23 protein-coding genes are annotated in these 18,999 nt (G+C 54.0%); 7 read left to right on the top strand and 16 right to left on the bottom strand.

The features are described 5' to 3' along the window. The first annotated feature begins 21 nt into the window (after positions 1-21). Positions 22-726, top strand: a complete 705-nt coding sequence (locus Q1L85_RS06080; protein ID WP_300426921.1) for a SprT family zinc-dependent metalloprotease — start codon at positions 22-24, stop codon at positions 724-726. Here Q1L85_RS06080 and Q1L85_RS06075 read toward each other — a convergent pair whose 3' ends face one another. The 3 genes from Q1L85_RS06075 to Q1L85_RS06065 are packed head-to-tail and all read right to left on the bottom strand — an operon-like array spanning position 727 to position 2,664. Further along, complete coding sequence (locus Q1L85_RS06075; protein ID WP_300426920.1) at positions 727-1,758, bottom strand: polysaccharide deacetylase family protein; 1,032 nt, start codon at positions 1,756-1,758, stop codon at positions 727-729. Then, positions 1,758-2,360, bottom strand: coding sequence for a DNA-J related domain-containing protein (locus tag Q1L85_RS06070; protein WP_300426919.1), 603 nt, complete (start codon positions 2,358-2,360; stop codon positions 1,758-1,760). The genes Q1L85_RS06075 and Q1L85_RS06070 overlap by 1 nt, the downstream gene beginning before the upstream one ends. 19 nt (positions 2,361-2,379) lie before the next feature. Then, positions 2,380-2,664, bottom strand: coding sequence for a PGPGW domain-containing protein (locus Q1L85_RS06065; protein WP_300426917.1), 285 nt, complete (start codon positions 2,662-2,664; stop codon positions 2,380-2,382). A 28-nt stretch (positions 2,665-2,692) separates the two neighbouring features. On the opposite strand from Q1L85_RS06065, the gene greB reads away from it, so the two are divergent. Next, positions 2,693-3,277, top strand: coding sequence for a transcription elongation factor GreB (gene greB, locus Q1L85_RS06060; protein WP_307726800.1), 585 nt, complete (start codon positions 2,693-2,695; stop codon positions 3,275-3,277). 30 nt (positions 3,278-3,307) lie between these two features. After that, positions 3,308-3,772, top strand: coding sequence for a hypothetical protein (locus Q1L85_RS06055; protein WP_300426915.1), 465 nt, complete (start codon positions 3,308-3,310; stop codon positions 3,770-3,772). 3 nt (positions 3,773-3,775) lie between these two features. Here the strand turns inward: Q1L85_RS06055 and ttcA are convergent, their stop codons facing one another. From ttcA to ccoN, 12 genes are all read right to left on the bottom strand, one after another. Next, complete coding sequence (gene ttcA, locus Q1L85_RS06050) at positions 3,776-4,648, bottom strand: tRNA 2-thiocytidine(32) synthetase TtcA (protein WP_300426914.1); 873 nt, start codon at positions 4,646-4,648, stop codon at positions 3,776-3,778. Positions 4,649-4,729: 81 nt separating this feature from the next. Next, a complete protein-coding gene (locus Q1L85_RS06045) occupies positions 4,730-5,224 on the bottom strand; it encodes a hypothetical protein (protein WP_300426912.1) in 495 nt (164 codons plus the stop codon). Between the two features lie 221 nt (positions 5,225-5,445). Continuing rightward, the gene (gene fnr, locus Q1L85_RS06040; RefSeq protein ID WP_300426910.1) at positions 5,446-6,201 is read right to left on the bottom strand and encodes a fumarate/nitrate reduction transcriptional regulator Fnr; all 756 of its coding nucleotides are present in this window, start codon (positions 6,199-6,201) and stop codon (positions 5,446-5,448) included. A gap of 28 nt (positions 6,202-6,229) precedes the next feature. Beyond that, positions 6,230-6,904: a sulfite exporter TauE/SafE family protein gene (locus Q1L85_RS06035; protein ID WP_300426909.1), complete on the bottom strand. Its 675-nt coding sequence runs from the start codon at positions 6,902-6,904 to the stop codon at positions 6,230-6,232. Next, positions 6,901-7,095, bottom strand: a complete 195-nt coding sequence (ccoS, locus tag Q1L85_RS06030) for a cbb3-type cytochrome oxidase assembly protein CcoS (RefSeq protein WP_300426908.1) — start codon at positions 7,093-7,095, stop codon at positions 6,901-6,903. The genes Q1L85_RS06035 and ccoS overlap by 4 nt, the downstream gene beginning before the upstream one ends. A gap of 2 nt (positions 7,096-7,097) precedes the next feature. Further along, on the bottom strand, positions 7,098-9,512 hold the full coding sequence (locus tag Q1L85_RS06025) for a heavy metal translocating P-type ATPase (RefSeq protein WP_300432600.1): 2,415 nt from the start codon (positions 9,510-9,512) through the stop codon (positions 7,098-7,100). Beyond that, on the bottom strand, positions 9,509-10,003 hold the full coding sequence (locus Q1L85_RS06020; RefSeq protein WP_300432598.1) for a FixH family protein: 495 nt from the start codon (positions 10,001-10,003) through the stop codon (positions 9,509-9,511). The genes Q1L85_RS06025 and Q1L85_RS06020 overlap by 4 nt, the downstream gene beginning before the upstream one ends. A gap of 87 nt (positions 10,004-10,090) precedes the next feature. Continuing rightward, positions 10,091-11,518, bottom strand: a complete 1,428-nt coding sequence (ccoG, locus tag Q1L85_RS06015; protein ID WP_300432596.1) for a cytochrome c oxidase accessory protein CcoG — start codon at positions 11,516-11,518, stop codon at positions 10,091-10,093. 193 nt (positions 11,519-11,711) lie between these two features. Beyond that, positions 11,712-12,629: a cytochrome-c oxidase, cbb3-type subunit III gene (gene ccoP / locus Q1L85_RS06010; RefSeq protein WP_300432594.1), complete on the bottom strand. Its 918-nt coding sequence runs from the start codon at positions 12,627-12,629 to the stop codon at positions 11,712-11,714. A 2-nt stretch (positions 12,630-12,631) separates the two neighbouring features. Beyond that, on the bottom strand, positions 12,632-12,808 hold the full coding sequence (locus Q1L85_RS06005) for a cbb3-type cytochrome c oxidase subunit 3 (RefSeq protein ID WP_300432592.1): 177 nt from the start codon (positions 12,806-12,808) through the stop codon (positions 12,632-12,634). A 4-nt stretch (positions 12,809-12,812) separates the two neighbouring features. Next, positions 12,813-13,418 (bottom strand): cytochrome-c oxidase, cbb3-type subunit II, encoded by a 606-nt coding sequence (gene ccoO / locus Q1L85_RS06000; RefSeq protein WP_300432590.1) that lies wholly within the window; start codon positions 13,416-13,418, stop codon positions 12,813-12,815. 12 nt (positions 13,419-13,430) lie between these two features. Then, positions 13,431-14,855 carry a cytochrome-c oxidase, cbb3-type subunit I gene (ccoN, locus tag Q1L85_RS05995; RefSeq protein ID WP_300432588.1) on the bottom strand — a complete coding sequence of 475 codons (1,425 nt, stop codon included), beginning with the start codon at positions 14,853-14,855 and terminating at the stop codon, positions 13,431-13,433. Between the two features lie 359 nt (positions 14,856-15,214). On the opposite strand from ccoN, the gene Q1L85_RS05990 reads away from it, so the two are divergent. After that, positions 15,215-15,856, top strand: a complete 642-nt coding sequence (locus tag Q1L85_RS05990; RefSeq protein WP_300432586.1) for an alpha/beta fold hydrolase — start codon at positions 15,215-15,217, stop codon at positions 15,854-15,856. Between the two features lie 132 nt (positions 15,857-15,988). Here the strand turns inward: Q1L85_RS05990 and Q1L85_RS05985 are convergent, their stop codons facing one another. After that, positions 15,989-16,270, bottom strand: coding sequence for an antibiotic biosynthesis monooxygenase family protein (locus Q1L85_RS05985; protein ID WP_300432584.1), 282 nt, complete (start codon positions 16,268-16,270; stop codon positions 15,989-15,991). A 112-nt stretch (positions 16,271-16,382) separates the two neighbouring features. On the opposite strand from Q1L85_RS05985, the gene Q1L85_RS05980 reads away from it, so the two are divergent. The 3 genes from Q1L85_RS05980 to Q1L85_RS05970 all read left to right on the top strand — a co-directional run bounded on the left by Q1L85_RS05980 (position 16,383) and on the right by Q1L85_RS05970 (position 18,830). Continuing rightward, entirely contained in the window at positions 16,383-17,339 is a 957-nt protein-coding gene (locus Q1L85_RS05980) for a WYL domain-containing protein (RefSeq protein ID WP_300432582.1), read from the top strand. 124 nt (positions 17,340-17,463) lie between these two features. Further along, positions 17,464-18,447 carry a LysM domain-containing protein gene (locus Q1L85_RS05975; protein WP_300432580.1) on the top strand — a complete coding sequence of 328 codons (984 nt, stop codon included), beginning with the start codon at positions 17,464-17,466 and terminating at the stop codon, positions 18,445-18,447. Next, entirely contained in the window at positions 18,435-18,830 is a 396-nt protein-coding gene (locus Q1L85_RS05970; protein WP_300432578.1) for a hypothetical protein, read from the top strand. Before Q1L85_RS05975 ends, Q1L85_RS05970 begins: the two co-directional genes overlap by 13 nt. The last annotated feature ends 169 nt before the right edge of the window (positions 18,831-18,999 follow it).

Here is an 18,999-nt window from a genome sequence, read left to right as displayed (position 1 = left end):
TTGGGCAATCCTAACAGGCTTATGGGGCAGCGAAAATCCTACCAGCAGGAAATATGGGTCGATGTCGATGGTGAATCCGTCCGTGTTGTCATGTCAGCCTCGCGACGGCGGACTATGCGTCTGCAGGTCACCAGTGACGGTGACATAGATCTGCGTATTCCTCTGCACACCGACAGAGACTCTGTTATGGCATTTGTGCACTCGAACCAGGCCTGGGTAAAAGAACGCCGTGATGCAGTCCGGGAGCGGGCACAGCGCCAGGCCCGGGGTGTGGTGCTGTACGGGTCAGAGCGTCCCTTTACCGAAAGTGCGCTGGGCGAATTTCTGGTCACCCGGGAGCAGGTATGGGTGCCCGCAGAATGGAGCGACGAGCAGCGCAGCAAAGCCTGGGATAAATGGCTGCGCAGTGAGGCGCGTCTGCAGTTTGAGCAGCTGATTGATCGCTGGTGGCCATTCTTTGAAAAATTCGGCAAGCCCCGTCCAGTCCTCAGAGTGAAACAGATGCGCACCCGCTGGGGGAGTCTGTCAAGCAAAGGCTATATCAATCTTAATCTTGCGCTGATGTCGTTAACGCCCGACCTGATCGAGCTGGTGGTCGTTCATGAGTTGTGTCATCTGCGCCATTTTGATCATGGCCCGGGGTTCCGTGCACTGATGTCCGAGTGCCTGCCTGATTGGCGTGAGCGGGACAAGCGCATAAACCAGTCTGGACTGGAGCTTCTGTGATCAGCGGTTTTTAATGTCCGTGTTGATCCACAACTGAGAATACCAGTAATACCTGCCCGGCTGGCTGAGGCTGGGGGCGGTACAGTTGTAGCGGCTGCGCCCGGACCTCACCGGACTGTCTTGTTGCATGGATACTTCGACAATGCCGTTGTCTTCTTCTGTTTGCAGCGCCAGTTTACCAACCCCGGCGGCATAGCAGGCGAGCTGTCTGGGCAGAAAATCCTGAACGGGAATATGTAAGGTCAGGCCCGGAGCTTTGCCGGTCAGAATGGGGTCGGCACTGTCCTCTGGTTGTATGGCAAAGGGCAGGCTGTGGAGTTTGGTTTTCAGAGTATTAGTATCCGCGTAGGCCCCTGATGCCGGAAAACGCGGAATGACCTGCGGGTGACTGGTCGCGCCTACGGCACCGCTTTGCTGACCGAATGCTATGTATCCCTCGCTTTTGAGCCAGTTGACCAGTTCCGGGGTATATTCACCATAAGGGTAGGCAAATATTTTCGGGCTTCGTCCTGTTTCTTCCTCTATGCGCTTTTCGGCGCCGTTGATTTCGTTCTCCCACCACTCCCTGGTCGTTGTGCCAGTTGGAACCTCAAGCAGGTAAGGGTGGCTGCGGGTATGGTTGGCGATCAGTGCACCGTGTTTCTGCAATGTTCGCAGAGCGTCCCAGTCCATCATGTCGCTGTAACGGCCGTCGACGGCATCGGTATTCACGAAGACAGTGAATGGCCAGTCTCTGGCGTTCAGCTCGGGCCAGGCATGGTCAAAAATTGACTGATAGGCGTCGTCGAAGGTGATCGCAACGGCGCGCTCTGGCAGCGGCTCGCCTGCTAAGAGGTTGAGCATCGCATCTTCGAGATCGACGACGGTCATGCCTTCGTCTTCCAGCAGTTGCATGTGTGAACGGAATACCTCAGGGCTGACACTGGTGATCGCAGGGGTGGATTCATCGACATGGTGATACTGGAGAATCACCAGGCCGGCCTGTGCCTGCAGACCGACAAACAGACAGGAGAAAAACAAGAATAATCGCATCAGGCGTGATTCCTTAATCGTTGGTATGCAGCGGTAATTTCCCGGAATTTTTCGTGATTCCCGCCCCGGTCGGGATGATGTTCCATCGCCAGTCTGCGGTACTGCATACGGATACTCTGCTTATCAGCAGGCGCTGACAGACCGAGGCAGGCCAGGTCGTCATTGTAGCTTTCTGGTATGACCATGCGCTTCCAGAAATCGTTCAGTAACTGGTCGATGTCTTCTTCTGAGGTACTCAGTTCGTTGAGGTCAAGATAATAGTCTGCAAGCGGGTCCTGTTCAGAAATTTCCTGGCCGCCACGCTGGTCCGGGGGCAGAAGTACGATCCGCAGGGCGGTAATACTCAGGAAGCCCCGGCCTTTCTCAAGCCATTCGTTGCGCAGCCGATACAGACAGTGCATCACCAGAAAATGGGTGCGGAACATCGTTGTGGTATCGGCGAGGGCGTCTTCGCGGAAGATCGCCTGCTCTGGTGCCTGAAGCCAGCGGATGAGGTCGTACTCTGAGTGCTCTGAACCATCGGCAAGACAGCTGGCGAGCAGGCTGCTCAGCAGTCCGACGGTTTCGCTGAGTTCTTCGGTGTGGGGTGTTTCGATGTCCATGCGGACAAGGTAGCACAGATCACCCCGGCGGGTGGTTATCTTTGTGGTCGGGGTCGGTGTGGTCCAGAAGGCGGCGGGCGAACCCGGGCAGCTTCGGGCTCAGTCTGCGCAGCTTCAGCGAAATAGCCGGATAGCGGCAGCGCAGACGCGTCAGGCTGAAGCGCAGCGAGGGCAGAACCGTGACGAGCACAGACAGTCCCAGCACCACCAGAATCAGGCCAAGCGGAATAGGCAAGGGGGTAATGATCAGGCCTGTGAGTACCAGAAGAATGCCGGTCAGCAGATTTACGCTGCGCTTGATCATTGGGTATGCTTCAGTGCTGGAAAACCACATGCTTGATTGGCTGTGTTGCAAACAGATGAAACTATGGTCCGCAATGACAGAAAATAAAAAACCGTTACCAAGACGCAGTCACCTGATTACACCGGAAGGGCTGCAGGCGTTAAAAGACGAGCACGATTTTCTCTGGCGTCGCGAACGCCCGAGAGTGACACAGGAAGTATCGGATGCGGCTAAACTTGGCGACCGCTCGGAAAATGCTGAATATATTTACGGAAAGAAACGCCTGCGCCAGATCGACGGTCGTCTGCGCTTTCTGATGAAGCGTATGGAAGAGGTCACTGTTGTCGAACGCCAGCCAGCCGACCCGGAGAAAATCTTTTTTGGTGCCTGGATAGAGCTTGAAGATGAAGAGGGTGAGATTCTCCGCTACCGGATTGTTGGCGAAGACGAGATAGATCTGCCCCACGGTTATATCAGTATTGATGCCCCCCTTGCGCGCGGACTCATGGGCAAGCGGGTCGATGAAGATGTCACGGTACGTCTGCCCAAGGGCGACACCGAATATTACATCAGTGCGGTCATGTACCAACGCCCGGACTGGGATCAACGCGTGCCGACCAACGCTTATAGTTAAAACTGCTAAGCTGGAGGCAGGAGGCCCTGAATGAAAAAGCTTTTATCTGCAGTGTGTCTGTGTGCTCTGGCGCAGGGAGTGGCAGCACAACCCCCACAGGCGACGGGTGAGCTTGCGGAAGCTTACGTCATGCCCGTCTGGGTGGATGCCGTCACCGAGGTCTGCCCATGGAAGTCTCCATCGGCAGAGGGCTATATACGTCTCATCCGTCGCGAGCACGACGATGGCAGTCATGGATTGTACGTACAGTGGATTCGCAAAGGCATCGCCGGTGAACCGGCAGAGGCCGTCTCTACGCTTGCCGTTGAAGAATTGGATCAGCAGTTAATGCTGCGACTGGAAATGCCGCAACCAACCCTTGCCCGGGATGCCTGTCGCCTGAAATCTTTTGGTGAAGATATGGTGAATGAGCGTCGTTATGAGCTGGATATGCTGGTGCGGGGGCCGGGTGAATTGCAGGTCAATATCACCCGGAAGCTGGACGGCGGTGTCTGAAACTCAGTCGACCTGTACGACGTCGAGGCGGGTAAACAGGTGGCTTTTGTCCTGCTGATTCTGCAGGTCATTAAAATCCCACAATTCGCGGTCGCCCAATTGCGATGGCGCCACATTACAGACTGCGGCAAAGATGTTCTCACTGCGCCCTGGCTGCTCTTTTTCCCACTGTTGTAGCATCATCTTAATGTTCTGACGTTGCAGGTTTTCCTGTGAGCCACACAGGTTACACGGAATGATCGGAAACTCTTTTGCCTGCGCAAAAGCTTCGATGTCTTTTTCTTTGCAGTAAGACAGGGGGCGGATCAGAACGTGCTTTTTATCGTCGCTGAGCAGCTTCGGTGGCATGGCTTTCAGTTTGCCGCCGTGGAACATATTCAGAAACAGCGTTTCGATGATGTCATCGCGGTGATGACCCAGGGCGATTTTGTTAGCACCGATGGATTCGGCGTAGCCGTAGAGGGTTCCACGACGCAGGCGCGAACACAGACCGCAGGTGGTTTTGCCTTCCGGAATAATTTCTTTAACGACGCTGTAGGTGTCTTTCTCGATAATATGGAAAGGAACCCCAAGCTCTTCCAGGTATGCTGGCAGAATATGCTCCGGGAACCCCGGCTGCTTCTGATCCATGTTGACGGCGATGATCTCAAACCTGATCGGCGCGCTTTTCTGCAGACCAAGCAGGATATCCAGCATAGTGTAGGAATCTTTGCCGCCGGACAGGCACACCATGACCTTATCGCCATCCTCAATCATGCTGTAGTCTTCGATCGCTTTGCCGACGTTGCGACGCAGACGCTTCTGCAGCTTGTTGAATTCTGTTTTGGCTTTGCGCTCGGCCACATTCATGGCGGCGCCGGTATTGGCTTCAGACATAGTACACCCCGTAATTCCGGGCTGCTTTATATCAGAATGGCGGCCTGAGAGAAACCGTCATGACAGGGGAGTCGCTCAGTCTCAGGCAGCTGCGTTGCTGGGTTCTATCAGGCTATCGAAGCGCTCAACGAAGTCTTCAACACTCAGATCATCACGGGGGTGATAGCAATGCTTCCAGAGCTGAGCGAGCTGACGCGGCGTTGGTGCGTCTGGCAAAGTGAACTCAGGGTGGCGGACATACGCGAGCCAGGCCACCGCCGTTGCGTAGCTCAGATTGGTCGTCAGTTCGGCATGCGGGTTAGAAAGAAACTCATGCTGGCTGGCGATCCCCCGTACCGTACTGGCAAGTTCTGGCCGGCTGGCAAGATAGTCATCCCAGATGTGTCGGTGCGTCAGGCCATGCATGCGATAGATGCCTGATGTCCGTTGCCCCTCGGATTTAAAGAACGCACCCAGGGACGATTCTGCGGCAGCCGTGCCAAGCAACAGAAGTTCTGCTGCGGTTCCAGACACACCCAGTTTCTGCAGGGTGGGGCGGATGACGAACATCCGGAAGTCTTCAGCATCGATACCCATAACAACCTCTGTGACGACACTCTGACGCGTTAACTCTATAGAGGCAAAATACATACCTCTTGCATTAATGTTAGTGACAGAGTTCGCGACTTTCCCGATTTATTTGCCAGGATTGACCGACTTCTCATTTCTGAGGCCAGTACAGGAAGAAAATACGATGGGGTATGCGAGGTAAGGAGGTGAGAGAGGCAGGCAGAGCGCTGGCTCTGCCTGAAAGCGGCTTACTCGCTGAAGCACTTGTCGTGTGCGCGGGCCAGACCTGCAAGTTCATAGAGTGAATCGAGGTCCGTCAGGATGATTTCTTTGCCCTGAGTTTCGATCAGTTCATTCTTCTGGAAGCGGGTAAACACGCGACTGATGGTCTCAACGGCAAGGCCGAGGTAGTTACTGATGTCTACCCGTGACATCGGCAGGCGGAAATGCGTCGATGAGAACCCGCGGCGCTGATACCGCTGTGAGATATCAAGAAGAAAAGAGGCAACGCGCTCTTCTGCATTCTTTTTGCTCAGCAACAGCATCATATTCTGGTCGTGGCGGATTTCTGTGCCCATGGTACGCATCAGCTGCTTGCGCAGATCCGGCAGTTCATCGGCCAGATGATCGAGCTGCTGCAGCGGAATTTCGCACACCGTCGTAGTTTCGAGCGCCTTGGCCGTCAGCGGATACGCTCCGGCGTCATAGCCAGACAGGCCGATCAGCTCACTGGCCAGATGAAAGCCGGTAATCTGCTCTTCACCATTACTTGCCAGTGTGTAGGTCTTCAGTGCCCCGGTACGGACTGCGAATACCGACTGAAATTCTTCACCCTGCTGAAAAAGCAGCTGACCTTTCTGGATCGGACGTCCGCGACGGATAATATCGTCGAGTCGTTCCATATCGTTTTCGCTGAGAGATAACGGCAGACACAGAGCGTTCAGAGAACAGGTCTGACAGTGAGGCTGGGCGCCACGCAGGGGCGTTGCAGCAGTTGTCTTCATAACTACTCCACAGAAAAGGAAGGCAGTATCAGAACGCCAGGAGCTGAGGCTGCCAGACAGAAATCAGAGTGACGACACCATAACCGATCAGTAATGCGCCGGCAATAACCCTGATAACAGAACGGTTAATAAGCCCCATGATAAACGCGGATGCCAGGCTGGCAGAAAAGATGGCGGGCAGTGTCCCCAGACCAAAGCCGAACATTGCCAGAGCCCCACTGGCAGGATCGCCTATCGCGGCAACCCAACTGAGTGTGCTGTAGATCAGGCCACAGGGCAGCCAGCCCCAAAGCGCCCCCAACGTCAGCTGACTGACGGGATCGGAGCGACCGAGGCGTTTCTGAGCATGGGGTTGAACGACCGACCAGATCCCTTTGCCAATTTGTTCAATGCGGGTCAGCCACATGGCCCAGCGGGCAATGTATAACCCCATAAGTATCAGCATCAGCCCGGCAAGTGTGCGGAGGAAAAGCCCCATCTGGGTATGCAGTTCAGAGAGCCAGAGACCGAGCGTGCCGACGATTCCACCGGCCAGTGTATAACTGAAAATGCGCCCCAGATTGAACATAAGGGCGCCCCGGACCCGATGAGCAGTGTCTGCCTGGCCGGCGGCAGCAGCAATGCCTCCGCACATCACCAGACAATGGCTGGCACCGAATAGCCCGAGAAAAATGGCGGTGACAAACGACAGCGGTTCGGTCATGCGTCTTTATCAGAGGTGTCTGTTGGGGCGTCTTTCCGTTGGATCAGATGCTCATCATCATCGAACAGAATTTTATGGGCGGGCGAGTCAAGATCGTCATACTGGCCGCCTTTTACTGCCCAGAAGAAGATCGCAACAGCGACCGTCAGCAACAGAATAGATAGCGGAACCAGTACGTAAATAATATCCATGCTCAGGTCTCAATGGTGTGATGCTTCGGGCGTCGCGTCAGGCGCAGTGCATTCAGAACCACCAGAAGTGAACTGAATGACATGCCGATGGCTGCAGCCCAGGGCGGCACAAGGCCCGCGGCTGCCAGCGGTAACGCAATCAGGTTATATAGTAACGCCCAGCCGATGTTCTGGCGAATAACACTGCGGGTTCTGCCTGAGACGTTCAGGGCATCGGCGATGACTTCCAGCCGGCCATTGGTCAGCAGAGTATCGGCATTAGTTTTCGCCAGATCAGTGGCATCATTGACGGCCAGCGAGACATCGGCGCCAGCAAGTACCGGCACGTCGTTAATTCCATCCCCGACCATCAGGACGGTTTCGCCCTCTGACTGCCACTGACGGACAATCGCGAGCTTGTCTTCCGGGCTGAGACCCAGCCGGACGTCCTCGATATTAAGATCTTTGCCCACCTGATCTGCCGAGCGGGAAGGGTCGCCGGTCAGCAAAGCGACACGGATTCCCTGAGACTGCAGGTGAGCAACCAGCGGGGCTGCACTGTGCCTGACTGAATCATTTAACAGAAACCAGCCGAGAGGCTGATCATCGCTGGCGAGCAGTAACCATTGTCCGGTATCAGACGGTGGAATTGCGGGTGGATTCTGGCAGGCGAAATCTGCCCGGCCGAAGCGATAGTGCCGGCCAGCGACCTGTCCGCTGACACCCTGACTCGGGTGATGCTGGATATCATCGGCAGGCAGGCGGCTGAATTGCCGGAAAGCCCGTGCGATGGGGTGGCTGGCATGTTCTTCCAGTGAGGCAATCACGCGGGTCAGCTCATCTGTACTCAGCTCGCCAAGTGGCCGCACTTCTGACAATGACAGGTGGCCCAGGGTCAGGGTACCTGTTTTATCGAAGACCACGCGATCAACGCGCTGCAGGGTCTCGAGCACGTGTCCTTTGCTGATCAACAGCCCCTGTTCACGCAGTGCGGTGGTGGCCGCGGTCAGCGCTGTCGGCGTGGCCAGAGAGAGCGCACAGGGGCAGGTGACAACCAGTACGGAGAGCGCGATGAAAAACGCGTGGTCGTTCCCCTGAAACGCCCAGTAGCCAAACACCGAGCCAGAAATGATCAATACCGCAGCAACAAAGCGGCTGGCGATACTGTCGGCAATCAGAGCGACTTTGGGCTTTTCCTGCTGTGCCCGGTCCATCAGGCGTACAATGGTCGACAACTGTGCGTCTGCCCCTGTGTCGGTGACTTCCATAGTTAAGGGGCTTTCAACGTTCATGGTGCCGCCGATCAGGCGATCGCCGGGGGCTTTTGTGACGGGCATATATTCGCCGGTCAGGGCAGATTCATCGACCGTGCTATGGCCGCTGATCACTATGCCATCGGCAGGCACCGGGTAGCCTGGCTTGAGTAACAGGCGGTCTCCGCGACAGATATCTTCCGCGGCGATAACAGTCTCTCCGTCGCTGCCGGTTTTAAGCGCCACATTAGGCAGCAGGGTCATCAGGTTATTGCCGGCCTTGCCCATCCGGTGGCGCGCCCGCATTTCCAGAAAGCGGCCAAGAAGCAGCAGGAAGGTAAACATGCAGACGGAGTCAAAGTACACCTCGACTCCCTGATTGAATGTACTCCAGATACTGGCTCCAAACGCGAGAATAATGGCCAGAGAAACCGGGACATCCATCGTCAGGTGGCGGGACTTCAGGTCGCGGATAGCGGCATCGAAAAACGGACGTGCGCTGAAAAGTACAACCGGAAGGGTCAGTATCATCGAGGCGAAGCGCATAAAAATTTCATACTGCTGTGCCATGCCAGCATAGAGAGGCACCGCCAGCATCATTACCTGCATCATGCCAATGCCGGCGACTGCCAGGCGACGCACCGCCTGTTTGCCCTCGCGGTCACGGCGGGCGTCGTCTTCTGTGGCAGAGAAGGGGGCCGCTTTGTAACCCAGCCGGTAGATGGCCTCAAACACCTGAGAGAGCGCAATGTCGTCGGCCTGCCATCGTATCACCAGGCGGTGATTCGACAGGTTCAGCGTGGCGCGCTCGACGCCATTGAGCTGGTTAACCCTGTGCTCAATCAGCCAGCCACAGGCTGCGCAACTGATGCCATCAATGACCAGAGTCGCTTCCCGGGCGGTACCTTCGGAGGCGACAAACTGCCGTTGCAGGGCTGCGCTGTCATACAGTGCGAGAGATTCCCGTGCGGTAAGCACTTCGTCGTCTTCAGTGGCGGGAGAAAGCTGGGGGAGTTCTGTACGGTGTCGGTAGTAGTCTTTGAGCCCGGAAGCAACGATGGTCTCGGCCACGGCTTTGCAGCCGGGGCAGCACATAGGTTCGTCGTTGCCATTGATGGTTGCTGTCCAGCGTTGTCCGGCCTTCAGTGCCTCTCCACAATGGAAGCAGGATTCGGCTGAGGTCATGGAATAACGGTCTGAATCTTCTTACCAGCTTCAATCATGCTGAGGGCTGTGACACGCCATTCCTGATCCGGGCTGGTCAGCCAGATGTTCCGCTTCTGCGGTAACGTCATATCATTCGCTGTCACGTAGTGGCCGTCAGGCGTCTGTTGCAGGAAGAGTGTGGTGTCACGTTCTTCAAGCGTCGGGTGAATCAGCTGCAGCTGCAGCGACGAAGGCAGCTCAGGCATGTCACCACTGATATCTACAATGATTTCGCTTTCAGTAAAGACGATTTCACCACGTACGTTCAGGCGACGGGCTTCTTCATGAAAGCGCTTGTCCTGGGTGTAGCTCATGCCGTCTTTGTAGTAGCTGTTGCTGACCAGAGAATCTTTGCTGTCGAGTGCCAGAGAGAGCATAACTCCACCCCAGATCACCGCTGCGAAGGGCACGCCTGCGACAATCAACATCATGGGTTCTTTGTACCAGGGAGTGTGCTTTTCGCTCGTCATGCTCAGTATCCGGAAAAGTAAAAAAATTGCGCCCAAGTTTAACGACTCAGGCGCAACAGCTCCAGCTGCAAAGTGTCAGGAAGTACGTTATGCCCGTGGGGCAATAAAGCGGCTTTCTTCCCGGGTCACTTCTTCGCCGGTTTCTTTATTGGTGATCACGAATTCGATATTGGCTTTACTGGCAGACATCCGGGTTTCTTCCGGGTCAATCTCCAGGTTAATCGTTGTTTCGTGAAGCTGGTTAACGTCCAGGGAATACTCGGTATTACCGAGCAGGCGAAGTCCATCCAGTCCTTCGACGCTCAGAATATAGGTGTGCGCCTCCTGGGACATATTCATTAATTTCAGTGTATAGGCGTTCTGGATCGTGTCGTTCACCGTGAGCTGATACAGGCGGCCGCGGTCGCGTTCAATATCAAGTTCAAAAGGCGTACGGCTGACAATCGAATAACCCAGACCACCAATCATAATGATCAGCGCCGCTGCGTAACCAAACAGGCGGGGGCGCAGAATATGGGTTTTCTTGCCTTCGAGTTCATTTTCAGTGGTGTAGCGGATCAGGCCCTTCGGTTTATCGAGCTTTTCCATGATCGAATCGCAGGCGTCAATACAGAGCGCACAGCCAATACACTGGTACTGCAGGCCGTCGCGGATATCAATACCGGTCGGACAGACCTGAACACACAGAGAGCAATCAACACAGTCACCGAGCTGGTTGGTATCACCTTCGGCCTTTGCTTTTTTGGAACGCTTGCCGCGTGGCTCACCACGATTGAAGTCATACGAGACGGCCAGTGTATCGGTGTCATACATCACCGACTGGAAGCGTGCGTATGGGCACATGTAGATGCACACCTGTTCGCGCATCCAACCTGCGTTTACGTAGGTCGCCACGGTGAAGAAGCCAATCCAGAACAGGCCCCAACTACCGATGTCGCCGAAGGTGAAAATATCCGGCACTAATTCGCGGATCGGCGTGAAGTAGCCCACAAACGTCACACCCGTCCAGAACGCGACAATCAACCAGCCGATATGTTTGATTGCCTTCTTGCGTACTTTGGTTGCGCTCAGGGGCTCTTTATCGAGCTTGATGCGTGCATTGCGGGAGCCCTCGGCACGCTCTTCAATCCACATGAAAATAAACGACCACGCTGACTGAGGACAGGTGTAGCCACACCAGACCCGGCCGGCAAAGTTGGTGATAGTGAACAGGCCGAAGGCACAGATAATCAGCGCCCAAGACAGCAGCATAAAATCCTGCGGCCAGAAGGTAACGTTGAATATATGAAACTGACGGGCAGGCAGGTCGAAGAGAACCGCCTGACGGTCTCCCCAGTCAAGCCAGGCCGTACCAAAGTAGCCCAGCATCAGAGCCCACAGGGACCAGGTACGGATTTTCTGAAAAAGTCCCTCAATTTCGCGCACATAAATCTTTTCGCGCTTCTGATACATATTGACCGTTTCGGAAGACTTTTCAGGTTTTGGAGTGACGTCTTTGACCGGGATCTCGCTCATAACTACCTATCACCATGTGGCTGCGACCGGAATGTTGCCAGACAGAGCAGGGCAACGATTTATATAACGATCTGATTATATAGTTTTTGCTGACTTGCCGGGACAAAAAAAGCGGCCCGTGGGCCGCTTTTTCTGTGTTTATTGCTCTGGCTCAAGTAATCCAGATCAGGCGGGGTGCGGAGCCCCCGACCGATTATTTGTCCTGAGACAGAGAATAAACGTATGCCGAAAGCACGTGGACTTTTTCTTCGCCCAGGATCTCAGCCTGTGCAGGCATCTTACCGGCACGACCGTAACGAAGAGTCGTTTCGATCTGCTTGGTAGAACCACCATACAGCCAGATTTCGTCGGTCAGGTTAGGTGCACCAACCAGCTGCATACCTTTACCTTCTGCACCGTGACAGGCAACACACAGCTGCTGGTACTTAGGTGCTGCTTTTTCAGCGGCTTCAGCATCGTGCTCCAGACCAGACAGGCTGCGAACGTACTGAGCCATGTCTTTCACACCTTCATCACCCAGTGCAGCGCCCCAGGCAGGCATTGCGCCCTGGCGACCGTACATGATGGTCTGTTTGATGGTGTCCGCTTCGCCGCCGTACAGCCAGTCGTGGTCGGTCAGGTTCGGGAAGCCCTGAGCACCCATAGCATTGGAGCCATGACATACAGCACAGTAGCTTTTAAACAGACGCTGACCTGTCTGCAGAGCAGCTTCGTTCTTAGCCAGTTCAGCAACCGGAGTTGCCAGGTATTCTGCATACAGAGGTGCAACTTTCTCGTCGAACGCCTGTACTTCTGCTTTCCACTGGTTAGTTGCTGTCCAGGTTACTTCTTCGCCATCGACAGTGACTTTGCCGATACCGTCAAAGTTTGCCAGGCCGTAAACCAGCAGGTAACCAAAACCATAAACGATGGTGCCCCAGAACATGAATACCCACCAGCGTGGCAGCGGGTTGTCCAGTTCTTCAATACCGTCGTACGAGTGACCAGTCGTCTGGTCGGTAGTTTCATCTTTGCGCTGACCCTTAGAGGTATAAAGGATCAGAAGGCCGCAGCCAATCATGGATCCGATAACAATCGCCTGGACCCAGAAACTCCAAAATGAGCTCAACATAATTATTTACTCCGATCTTTATCGTCGCGCGCAGGCATTTCACTGTTATCCCGGAAGGGGATATCACCATCATCTTTAAACCGCTTGCGGCGGCTTGGGCCATACGCCCACCAGATGACTGAGAGAAATGCGATCAGTGCAAATACTGATCCGAGGCCGCGCACGTCGTTAATGTCCATGGGATTACCGTTTAGTGACTACAGTGCCCAGCTGCTGCAGGTAAGCAACCAGAGCTTCGATTTCAGTCACACCGTCAACCGCTTCTTTCGCGCCTTCGATGTCTGCATCGGTGTAAGGCACACCAACCATACGCAGAGCTTCGAGTTTGCGAGGTGTAGTACGACCATCAACCTTGTTTTCGAACAGCCATGGGTAAGATGGCATCACAGATTCAGGGACTACGTCACGTGGGTTGTACAGGTGTGCACGGTGCCACTCGTCAGAGTAACGGCCACCAACACGGGCCAGGTCAGGACCAGTACGCTTGGAACCCCACAGGAATGGGTGCTCATAAACGTGCTCGCCTGAAGTAGATGGAGGACCATAACGCTCAGTCTCTGCGCGGAACGGACGAACCATCTGGGTGTGACATACCGCGCAACCTTCACGCATGTAGATGTCACGGCCTTCCAGCTGCAGTGCAGTCAGAGGCTTAAGGCCTTCTGCCGGAGTGATAGTGTGCTTGTCGGTGAACAGCGGAACGATTTCCGCCAGGCCACCCCAGCTCAGGGCGATGACAATCATCACCACCATAAGCGGCAAGTTCTTTTCAATAGTTTCGTGCTTCATTTACCAGACTCCTTATGCTGCAGCTACCGCGGCTTCTTTCTTAGCGTCGCGGGTAGTCATGTAAACGTTAAACAGCATGATCAGCATACCGGTCAGGAAGAACGCACCGCCCAGTACACGTACAACATAACCACCGTGAGACGCTTCAACAGACTCAACGAAGCTGTACTTCAGGCTGCCGTCTTCGTTTACTGCACGCCACATCAGGCCCTGCATGATGCCGTTGACCCACATCGCAGCGATGTACAGAACGGTACCGATGGTTGCCAGCCAGAAGTGAAGGTTGATCAGACCGATCGACCACATTTCGCCAGCTTTACGGCCAAACATGATAGGAATCAGGTGATACAGAGCACCGATAGACACCATAGCAACCCAGCCCAGAGCGCCTGAGTGTACGTGGCCGATAGTCCAGTCAGTGTTGTGAGACAGCGCGTTTACCGTCTTGATCGACATCATCGGGCCTTCGAAGGTAGACATACCGTAGAAAGACAGAGATACCACCAGGAAACGCAGGATAGGGTCAGTACGCAGTTTGTGCCAAGCGCCTGACAGAGTCATCATACCGTTGATCATACCACCCCATGATGGAGCCAGCAGGATCAGAGACATAACCATACCTGAGGTCTGCGCCCAGTCTGGCAGAGCAGAGTAGTGCAGGTGGTGAGCACCGGCCCATACGTAGATGGAGATCAGAGCCCAGAAGTGAACGATCGACAGACGGTAAGAGTAAACCGGACGACCCGCCTGCTTAGGCACGAAGTAGTACATGATACCCAGGAAGCCTGCAGTCAGGAAGAAACCTACCGCGTTGTGGCCCCACCACCATTGAATCATGGCGTCTACGGTACCCGCCCATACAGAGTAAGACTTGGTCAGTGACACAGGCACTGCCAGGTTGTTACCCACGTACAGGATAGCAATCATGATCATGAAGGCTGCGAAGAACCAGTTGGCAACGTAGATGTGGCTTTCTTTACGGATAGCCAGCGTGCCCAGGAAGTTCACAACGTAAGAAACCCATACCAGAGTCACGAGAATGTCGATTGGCCATTCCAGTTCCGCGTACTCTTTAGTAGAGGTCATACCCATTGGCAGAGTGATGGCTGCTGCCACGATCACTGCCTGCCAGCCCCAGAATGTGAAGCTTGCCAGTGTGTCTGAGAACAGACGCGTGTGGCAGGTGCGCTGAACGATGTAGTAGGAGGTTGCGAAGAGGGCGCAGCCGCCGAAGGCGAAAATTACCGCGTTGGTATGCAGAGGACGCAGACGTCCGAATGAGAACCAAGGGGTGTCAAAGTTCAGTTGAGGCCATGCCAGCTGTGCAGCGATGAGGACACCGACTGCCATACCGACAACACCCCAGACAACAGTCATGATGGCAAACTGTCTTACCACCTTGTAGTTGTATTCTGGATGGTCAAATGCTGTGCTCATGATCAGATTCCATTAAACAGCGAGGGTTTGAGGGTTAAAAAATCGGCGCAATTATCGGCCCTGGCATCCTCATTTGCAAATAATCCACGTAAAAAAAGTGCCATAAATACAGCGGGTTAGCGCATATTTTATGTGAATGATAATCAAATAAGAATATATCTCATTTATATCCGGTGAATTTATGCCACCGCATATACAGGTCCTCTACTAACACCTGGACCATTTTACCGCCGTCTGACGGCTGAATGGCAGCAGTTGCATAGTAGTACTGTCATAAACAGGAGTATTGACCCAGCTCAATAACCTTGACGTACGTTGACAGAACGCCAGAATACCCCGGTAAATCAAAGGATAAGCCTATGACACTCACTGTTCTGACTGACGGAAATTCCGGTAACCCGGTCTTCGTACTGGCCCACGGCGCTGGCGCAGACTGTCGCAGTGATTTCATGACAGAGATGGCTGGTATGCTCTCCGCACAGGGGCTGTATGTGGTCAGATTTAACTTCCCATACATGCTCAAACGCGAACAGGATGGCAAGAAACGCCCCCCGGACCGGGCTCCGGTGTTACTTCAGTATTACGCAGACCTGATCCGGGAGCTTGATCGCCCCTGTGTGATCGGCGGAAAGAGCATGGGAGGACGGATGGCCTCGTTGCTGGCAAATGACGAAGAGCAGCGATCGTTGTTCAGTCCACTGATCAGGGGCTGTGCCTGTCTTGGCTACCCGTTTCACCCGCCCGGCAAACCCGACAGGCTGAGAACCGAACATCTCAAAGCCCTCAATGTTCCGACCCTGATTGCACAGGGTACTCGCGACACTATGGGTACGCGGGAAGAGATCGAAGGCTACGGACTTGATGGGGCATTACAGCTGCATTGGCTCGAAGACGGAAATCACGACCTGAAACCGCGCAAGGCATCCGGGTTTACTCATCAACAGCACATGGAAAGCACAGCGGTCGCCGTTGCAGAGTTTGTAAAAGACATTGTGGGGTGAGAAGCCGGGCGCTGGATTGCCACTTTCGTGGAAATGACACAGTGTCAGTCATCCCCGCGCAGGGGCAGGGTGATTATGCCGACGGTGTTGTCATCCCCGCGCACGCGGGGATCCAGCGCCGTACAGAAATAATTACGCCGTCAGAATGGTAATCTTTTCCTGCTCCTGCAGAATCGGCTGAATCGCAGCAATCACATTGGCACGTGACTCCGACGACGCCCAACGCTGCCAGGCTTCGACACTGCTCCAGTTCGTAATGATCAGGCGGTGGCTCTCATCCTTCACATCCTTATACGATGCACCAGACACATATCCTGGGGCTTCCAGAATCGCACGCAGAGTGTTCTTGATTGCCGCCTCATAAGTAGAATCCATATCCGCAGCAATCTTGCGCTCGATGATTACCTTAATCATTCCTGAGATTTCCTTCTGTTCAATGGTCTTAATGGTTGGTTAAAGTATGGCCCGGTGCCGAACTTTGCAACATACAGACACCCAAAAACTCACGAAAATCCCGGAGAACGGAATGGTTGCCCCCGATCTTGTTCAACAATTGCACAGGATGCTCAAAAAACAGCCCGACGGCCTGAGCATAATGGACCTGGCAACGAGTCTGGCCGCGAGCCCTGACCAACTGCGTTCGGCACTGTCAGAACTCACCGGTACTCAAGGGGTTCAGATCAGCTACGATGCGTCTACACGTCGCTACAGCTATCAGAGCGAGGGCGCAGAGGCGTCGGACGGAATCTCCATGACCTCCGCCGAAATGCGCGGCATGGTCACCATACTGGATCTGCTGAACGACATTCTGCCCGGCCAGGAAGACAGCGACGTCACCGCGATCCGCCAGCAGATAGAACAGATGCTCAGACATCGGGGGATTAATGCTACCGAACTCAGCCGCCGGATACGCATACTCAGCAGCACACGTCGACCGACCAGCACCCATATCTACGAGCAGGTGAGCGACGCCCTGTTTAACCGCAAACAGCTACATATCCACTATGTTGCCAGCGACCAGAGCATCAGCGAACGAGATATCAGCCCCCAGACACTGGTTTACTACCGTGACAACTGGTACCTCGACGCGTGGTGCCACAAACGCAACGAACTGCGCACCTTTATGCTCAGCCGTATCCGGAGCGCTTACCAAACCAACGCCGCCGCCGACGAACTCAGTCGCGATCTGAATGAAGCGCACCTACACAACAGTTATGGCATCTTTTCAGGGGACGAGAAACATCTCGCTGAACTGGTCTTCCTGCCCGGGGCAGCCCACCTTGTCGCCCAGCAGCAATGGCACCCCAAAGCCAAAGGGCAGTGGCAGGACGATAACTATCACCTCGAATTACCTTACAATGACGACCGCGAACTGCTTCGCGACCTGCTGTCGTATGCGCCCAATGTCATAGTGACAGCCCCAGACAAACTGAAAGCTGAGTATACGAAAAGACTGCAGGATGCCCTGAACCGGAATATATGAAGTGTGTCATTCCCGCGCAGGCCCGTTGTCCCGTAGGGTGGTACTGCCCACCTTGTAAGCAATACACTGGCTCGTCAAAGTCATGTATAGTCCTGGTCATAATATCGAACAAAAGGATTTGTACGTGTATCTGGCTCAAGAACCAATCGAATATTTTGAATACCGGGTCAAGCCTGGCGATTCCCTCTCTCTGATTCTCGCGAAATTATTCAACGTCGGATTCGGAACCAATGAGTACAACAGACGTGTCGCCGATATCATGGAATTGAATCCACATATATCCAATCCAGATCGAATCACTGCGGGTGATCTATTGGTATTGAAAGTAGAAACTGGCCCTGAAATTTGTAAGGTACCTGAAGACAAGCGTTCCCCGTTGTTCTCTATGCCAAAGCCGCAAATACTTCAATCAGTACCGCGTGAAAGTGACCCCGATTTCTATGTTTTGAGTTGGTTGGCGAGTAATGCAAATTATCTGACTCTTCCCGGTAGTGTTGCTGTGGGTAGCCAGGGCAACCTTCTTAGCGGGGGGAATATAGCCCTGCTCGAAAAAGTGAGTGAGCTTTATGCTGATTATCGATCAGGAAAACTTACAAAGAACCAGTATGACTATCAGCGTAAGCTGACACTTGATCAGTTTCGTAAAAACATCGGTCCATTTGAAAAACTACTTTATGGAGATAAAACTCCTCACGAAGTGGTTCGTATAGCCAGAGGTGGTGCGGTGCCAGCAACGGCGAATATCGTAGAGCATACGGATCGGTTGAAGAAGTTAGCAACGATGGCAAATCGAGGGGGCATAGTTTTGACTGGGGTCGGTGTAGCGGCGTCGTGTATGCAGATCGCCGATGCTGATACAAGCAAAGAAAAGAATGAGATCTTCATTGAAACCCTTGCAAGTACCACTATTGGGTTCGCCGGAAGTTACGCAGTAGGTTTGTTTCTTGTATCAAATCCAGTCGGCTGGGGTACAGCAATTGTATTGGCGGCAGGCACTGTTGCTGCAGGTTACCTGGCTGGTAAAAGCGCAAGAGCAGCATATGATCTCACGGGTGCAAAAGTCGATTTTGTATCGGGTACAGGAGTTGGATCTGTATGTCGCAGGTGATGTTGGAGCAAGCATTTCTGCTTATGATGTACTCGTTTGCGGCCTTCTGGATGTGGACACTGATTTCTGTCGGTTTCTTGTTGGCCACGCCAAAAACATTCCTGCAAAAATACTTTTGCCCCCCATATTTCCGATCAGGAGAGGTGGTTGTATTTTCGGCTTTTCCCGCTAACCTCATCCGCAATGTAATGTTTATCCGTTTACTGGCGTCGCCGTCATCAGGGAAAGTTCGTGGCCTGAACGAAGCATATCTGGACGTTCCTTCGTGGCTTATTGCTTATGCAAAAGTGCTTTATGTCAGCCTCATCGCCGTGTTGATATGGATGTTCGGCATACTGGTGTTCTGGGGCTGCTATTTTGCATACGATCGTTGGCTTGCCTGAAGAACTGTCATCCGACAATGCAGGGGTTCAAGAAGCTAGTGCCTCCGTGCCCCTGACGCTTTAGATAACCCTCCACACGCGAATCCATTCAAATATCCCCAACTCCCGGTATACTCGACACCAAACGGCTGGGAGGCCATTGTCACCGAATCACGCCTCTCAGCTCATC

The organism is uncultured Thalassolituus sp., from assembly GCF_950066645.1.
In the GTDB taxonomy this organism is placed as follows: domain Bacteria; phylum Pseudomonadota; class Gammaproteobacteria; order Pseudomonadales; family Oceanobacteraceae; genus Thalassolituus.
The sequence above is the reverse complement of the archived record's forward strand: the minus strand, read 5'-3'. Positions and strand labels throughout refer to the sequence as shown.

Coding starts and splice junctions, on each gene's coding strand:
- Q1L85_RS06045 (WP_300426912.1), bottom strand. CDS start 5,224: ATGGGTATCGATGCTGAAGACTTCCGGATGTTCGTCATCCGCCCCACC.
- Q1L85_RS06020 (WP_300432598.1), bottom strand. CDS start 10,003: ATGACGAGCGAAAAGCACACTCCCTGGTACAAAGAACCCATGATGTTG.
- ccoP (WP_300432594.1), bottom strand. CDS start 12,629: ATGTTGAGCTCATTTTGGAGTTTCTGGGTCCAGGCGATTGTTATCGGA.
- Q1L85_RS05980 (WP_300432582.1), top strand. CDS start 16,383: ATGGTTGCCCCCGATCTTGTTCAACAATTGCACAGGATGCTCAAAAAA.
- Q1L85_RS05985 (WP_300432584.1), bottom strand. CDS start 16,270: ATGATTAAGGTAATCATCGAGCGCAAGATTGCTGCGGATATGGATTCT.
- greB (WP_307726800.1), top strand. CDS start 2,693: ATGCTTGATTGGCTGTGTTGCAAACAGATGAAACTATGGTCCGCAATG.
- Q1L85_RS06075 (WP_300426920.1), bottom strand. CDS start 1,758: ATGCGATTATTCTTGTTTTTCTCCTGTCTGTTTGTCGGTCTGCAGGCA.
- Q1L85_RS06005 (WP_300432592.1), bottom strand. CDS start 12,808: ATGGACATTAACGACGTGCGCGGCCTCGGATCAGTATTTGCACTGATC.
- ttcA (WP_300426914.1), bottom strand. CDS start 4,648: ATGTCTGAAGCCAATACCGGCGCCGCCATGAATGTGGCCGAGCGCAAA.
- Q1L85_RS06055 (WP_300426915.1), top strand. CDS start 3,308: ATGAAAAAGCTTTTATCTGCAGTGTGTCTGTGTGCTCTGGCGCAGGGA.
- Q1L85_RS06025 (WP_300432600.1), bottom strand. CDS start 9,512: ATGACCTCAGCCGAATCCTGCTTCCATTGTGGAGAGGCACTGAAGGCC.
- ccoS (WP_300426908.1), bottom strand. CDS start 7,095: ATGGATATTATTTACGTACTGGTTCCGCTATCTATTCTGTTGCTGACG.
- ccoN (WP_300432588.1), bottom strand. CDS start 14,855: ATGAGCACAGCATTTGACCATCCAGAATACAACTACAAGGTGGTAAGA.
- Q1L85_RS06080 (WP_300426921.1), top strand. CDS start 22: ATGGGGCAGCGAAAATCCTACCAGCAGGAAATATGGGTCGATGTCGAT.
- ccoG (WP_300432596.1), bottom strand. CDS start 11,518: ATGAGCGAGATCCCGGTCAAAGACGTCACTCCAAAACCTGAAAAGTCT.
- Q1L85_RS06035 (WP_300426909.1), bottom strand. CDS start 6,904: ATGACCGAACCGCTGTCGTTTGTCACCGCCATTTTTCTCGGGCTATTC.
- Q1L85_RS05990 (WP_300432586.1), top strand. CDS start 15,215: ATGACACTCACTGTTCTGACTGACGGAAATTCCGGTAACCCGGTCTTC.
- Q1L85_RS06065 (WP_300426917.1), bottom strand. CDS start 2,664: ATGATCAAGCGCAGCGTAAATCTGCTGACCGGCATTCTTCTGGTACTC.
- fnr (WP_300426910.1), bottom strand. CDS start 6,201: ATGAAGACAACTGCTGCAACGCCCCTGCGTGGCGCCCAGCCTCACTGT.
- Q1L85_RS06070 (WP_300426919.1), bottom strand. CDS start 2,360: ATGGACATCGAAACACCCCACACCGAAGAACTCAGCGAAACCGTCGGA.
- ccoO (WP_300432590.1), bottom strand. CDS start 13,418: ATGAAGCACGAAACTATTGAAAAGAACTTGCCGCTTATGGTGGTGATG.
- Q1L85_RS05970 (WP_300432578.1), top strand. CDS start 18,435: ATGTCGCAGGTGATGTTGGAGCAAGCATTTCTGCTTATGATGTACTCG.